The sequence below is a fragment of the bacterium genome, assembly GCA_040757115.1.
Lineage (GTDB): Bacteria > UBA9089 > CG2-30-40-21 > CG2-30-40-21 > SBAY01 > JBFLXS01.
Map to the genome: position 1 here is coordinate 1 of JBFLYA010000206.1, position 4,387 is coordinate 4,387.

Consider the following 4,387-nt stretch of genomic DNA (forward strand, 5'->3'; position numbering starts at 1 on the left):
AGCAAGGCGTGGCATTCTAAACCTTAGCCGTTTTCAAACATCTCCAATTTTTGTCCTCAGATTAAATAAAACCCAAAAGTCAACATAAAAAAGTTTTCTGAATTTATATATCTCATAACCGCATTTTTTAAATAATGTTTCGACATCATGTTTCTTAATTCTACCGTCACCTATTTCCCAGCAATGGTCAGGGTCAATCCATATCTTTCTTTTTATAAATCTGCGGTAAAATGCACCCGGACTTAAAAATCCTGTTGGTAGAGTAAAAACATGCGGTTTATTTGTAGGTGTCATAAATAAAAAATTAGTACGGCGGTGTGGAATTGTAATAATTGCTATCCCTTTATTTTTTAAGTATGAATAAATATTTTTTAAACTTCTCTCTAAGTCGGAAAATGGCATATGTTCAAGAATATCAGCGGCAATTACGCATTCAAATTTACACTTCAATCTATCTTGGTAAATTCGCACATCGTTTACGATGTCAGGCTGAAGATTTTTGTTGACATCCATCACCATATAATTTTTAACAATGGGTTTGAGGCAATTTTTTACCATCCCACTCCCGACTCCGATTTCCAGAACATTATCTGGTGTAAAGTCAATCACTTCTTTGATGATGTAAAAATACCGAAACCAATCAACAAAATCAAGTTTCTCTAAAAAATGTCGTTGTTCAACTTCAAATTGCAAATTAAATTTTTTCTCATGTTCCATATTACTTTTTTGCCACAATCCAGGTAACAATTGGATAGTGTTTCTCATTATAATTGGCAATTATATTTTTTATACTGAACCGGCTTGCTGGAATATTTATACTTCTAAACCGCTCACCCATAAAACAGATAAGAATTGCCACACGATTTCCCCAACCTTCACACTGCATTACTTCTGAAAAATTACGGCAGAGATACTTTAATGCGTCTGGAGAAAAACGATAGAAGTCTTTTGGGGCAACATGTATATAGTTCATAAAGCAGGTTGTATGTATCACCATACCATCCTCTTTTAATACTCTGTATGATTCATCTATTGCTTTCTGAGGATTTTCAAGGTGTTCTATTACCTGGTCACTTATTACATAATTAAAACTATTTTCAGCAAAAGGCAAATTCTGCATATCTATTTCCGGGTACTCTGTTTCTATAATTTCACTTCTTTCTTTATCGATTAATGGATAGAAATTAGTTATACTACTTATGCCTAAAATTTTTCCCCTTATCGGTTCTTTAAGACATTCTGATATTCTCTTGTACATTTTATATCGCGTTAAGCTCATGGTGCTCCTTAGTTATTCTGCTCAAGACAATGGAAAATTTCTTTGCCGCTTCATAATAACTATATTTTTTGACTTCATTTAACCTGCCGTAATAAAAAACTTTGCCACTTTGCTTATATTCCTTATAAAAATTTAAAAGAGCATCTGTAATATTCTCAACTGTGGGGGCAAAAACGCCTGTTTTTGTCTTAAGGAGTATTTTTTCTATCTCATCACCAACAAACCCTCCGCTGGCAAGAATTGGTCTCTGTGCAGACAGATATTCAAAAAACTTTAAGTGAGATAGCCCCTTTTTCTCCCTGTCTTCCCAGTTAAAAAACAAAAGAACATGAGATTCCTTTTGTCTGGAAAGTACCTCACTCCTAAATACAGTCCCATATTGCGTTACTATATCATTAAGTCCATATTTTTCTATGTCGTTTTTTAACCAATTTAAAATCTTTCCATAAAATCTTACTTCTAAATCCTTTCTCTCAATTAATTTTTTATCAATTAAATCTCTGAGAGCAATAAAAAATTTTTCAGGGTCCTGCTTATTAGTATAAATAGTACCTGTATAAGTAATTGTAAATTTATCGGTTAATACCACGCCTGAAACATTCAGATTTTCAGGGTCAAAACCATTGACAATTATTTCTGGTTTTTTTTTAATAAGTGACTCAATACTATTAGCGTATGGAAGCGAAACGGTTACCACTGCATCTGCATACCTCATCGTCTTTTTTTCCAATCTTCTATCAATTCTTTTTCTAAAATTTGGAAAAGTATAAACTGGATTTTCAGTCCAGGTATCACGAAAGTCTGCAACCCAGGGTAATCCAAATTTTTTCTTTATATTATAAGCAACAATATGGCTTGTGGGAAAGGGAATACTACTCAATATGACATCAAAATATTCTTTTCTTAAAACTTTACCTGCTGATTTAAGGGCAGATTTCTTCCATCCCTTTTCAGTATCAGGATAAGCAAAAAAAGTCTGATACCATTTCATTATGAAATCAATAAAAGAATCCTTTGAAATTATACCAACAGATTCTTTTATCTGCTCGGTTATACTCTCTTTTATTTCAAAGCCAAGTAACTTAAATATCTTTCTCCAAAACCAGAAAATATCACCATGATAAGGCACTTCTATAATTCTAGCCCTTTCTAAAAATTGCTTAGGGAAACCGAGTTGACTTTCTGCCTTATCATCCAGAGGGGGTGTAACTATTGTTGCCTGCCACCCAAATTCTGGCAAATAAGTTGATATGCCCGGTATTCGTGGAAAAGCATGATATAAATTAGCAATAATCAAAACTTTTTTCATGGTTTTAATGTTGATTCAATTATATATCCGTATTTTGCCCAATCTCCAGCCCAAATATTTTCTGGAATTTTAGTAAATTTTATTTTATTTGGGAGAATAAAATCTTTTAATATATTTTTGTAATTATGTGCCCAATGATCATTATAAATTGATGTTTGTGAATTACTATGCCATTCCACAAATATCAGTGTTTTTCGCACAACACGAACTAATTGCTTTATTACCTTTTCAATTTTGTCTGGAGCAATATAAATTAAAACTGCATCAGTTAAAGCCAGGTCAATGCTTTTATCTGAGAATGAACATAAGTTTTCAGATTTACCTACACCCAGAGAGACAGAATTAATACCTTCTGCCGCAAAGAAGTTACGACCTACTTCCACAGCATTTTTATTAATGTCAATTCCATAAAGTTTTACCTTTGGAAATCTCTTTGCAATTAGATAAAGGTTAGGACCAGCACCACAGCCGATTTCAATCAACGATTCAAATGGAGAATACAAATCTATCCTTTCAATTAAAAATTTGCGATGCGGATGTAATAATGATTCTGAGGAAATACAGGCTTTTGCCCATGTCCTTTTTCGAGATCGCCAATAAATTTCATCAACTTTTGTTCCAAGAACTTTATCTAATACCTGCTTAACTGTTCTTAATGATTTCTTCATAAATCTTTTCCATCTTTCCCATTTCTTTGTAGTAATTATTTTTTTCATTGATTATTTCCCTACCATTTTCGCTAATTTTTTTTCTTATTTCATCGTGTTCAAACAAGTAAATTATTTTTTCAGCCAGTATTTTGGGATTTTTGATAGGAATTACAAACCCATTTTCTCCATCTTTAATCCACTTTCTGTTTTCTCCTGAATCGGTAACAATGACAGGAAGGTTGGAAGCCATAGCTTCCGCTGTACTGGCGGCAATACCAGCGTCTGAAAGCGATGTGGATACATAAACATCTGTTGAGGATAAATAATTGGGAAGCTCAAGGTGCGAATATCTGCCCACAAATCTTATGTTGTTTATAACCCTTAATGATTCCGCTAATCTTTTCAGATGTTCTTCCTGCGAACCAATACCAGCAATTATAAATTTTGTTTCTGGTATTTTTTCTAAAACCAAAGGAATACTTTTGATTAATGTTTCAATATCATATACAGGTTCAAGATTTCTTAAACTAATAACCGTTGGCGAATCGCCAACATCCCATTTTGCCAACAGGTTTTTGTCTTTTAAACTAGGCTTGAACTTATCAGGTTCTACTCCAAAATAAATAAGTTTCATTTTTTTACTATCTATTCCTAATTTTGACATCGCGTTTATCATATGGTCAGCGTCACAAGTAATTAAGTCAGATTTTTTTAATACAAATCTTATTATTGGTCGCTTGATTAAAGACTGACCCCTAATCAAGACATCAGAACCCCAGGTGGTTACAATAAAGGGGTGAAATCCACTCAACACACCAATAAGTCCATAAGTTCCTGCAGAATGTACATGTAAGAGATTGGGCTTAATTTTTTTTATTAATTGTCTTGCCTTTAAAACTTGAATAAAAACATCAATTGGATTTGTCGATAAAGGACCAATATCATAAAATGATATCGTCTCAGAAAAGGGTTCTATCGAAGGCATAAGCGAAATCCAGTAAATCTCATACCCTTTATTAACAAAATATCTTATCCAACGATGACTATGAACCGAGTTGGCTCCTGCCAGAAAACAAATCTTCATATATTTTCCTTTAGTTGAAATCGGCATCTAACTTACCCAATATGTCGGGTAGGGATTAGGGTCAG

Annotated in this window: 5 protein-coding genes; all 5 read right to left on the minus strand. The window is 33.2% G+C overall.

All coding sequences use genetic code 11. From position 1 onward, the window contains the following. Positions 1-33: 33 nt before the first annotated feature. The 5 genes from AB1422_14860 to AB1422_14880 are packed head-to-tail and all read right to left on the minus strand — an operon-like array spanning position 34 to position 4,322. Positions 34-717, minus strand: coding sequence for a methyltransferase domain-containing protein (locus tag AB1422_14860; GenBank protein MEW6620592.1), 684 nt, complete (start codon positions 715-717; stop codon positions 34-36). A gap of 1 nt (position 718) precedes the next feature. Further along, on the minus strand, positions 719-1,279 hold the full coding sequence (locus AB1422_14865) for a class I SAM-dependent methyltransferase (protein MEW6620593.1): 561 nt from the start codon (positions 1,277-1,279) through the stop codon (positions 719-721). Then, the gene (locus AB1422_14870; protein MEW6620594.1) at positions 1,260-2,588 is read right to left on the minus strand and encodes a glycosyltransferase; all 1,329 of its coding nucleotides are present in this window, start codon (positions 2,586-2,588) and stop codon (positions 1,260-1,262) included. The genes AB1422_14865 and AB1422_14870 overlap by 20 nt, the downstream gene beginning before the upstream one ends. Then, on the minus strand, positions 2,585-3,256 hold the full coding sequence (locus AB1422_14875) for a methyltransferase domain-containing protein (GenBank protein MEW6620595.1): 672 nt from the start codon (positions 3,254-3,256) through the stop codon (positions 2,585-2,587). The genes AB1422_14870 and AB1422_14875 overlap by 4 nt, the downstream gene beginning before the upstream one ends. Beyond that, positions 3,231-4,322, minus strand: a complete 1,092-nt coding sequence (locus AB1422_14880) for a glycosyltransferase family 4 protein (GenBank protein MEW6620596.1) — start codon at positions 4,320-4,322, stop codon at positions 3,231-3,233. Before AB1422_14880 ends, AB1422_14875 begins: the two co-directional genes overlap by 26 nt. Between the last annotated feature and the right edge of the window lie 65 nt (positions 4,323-4,387).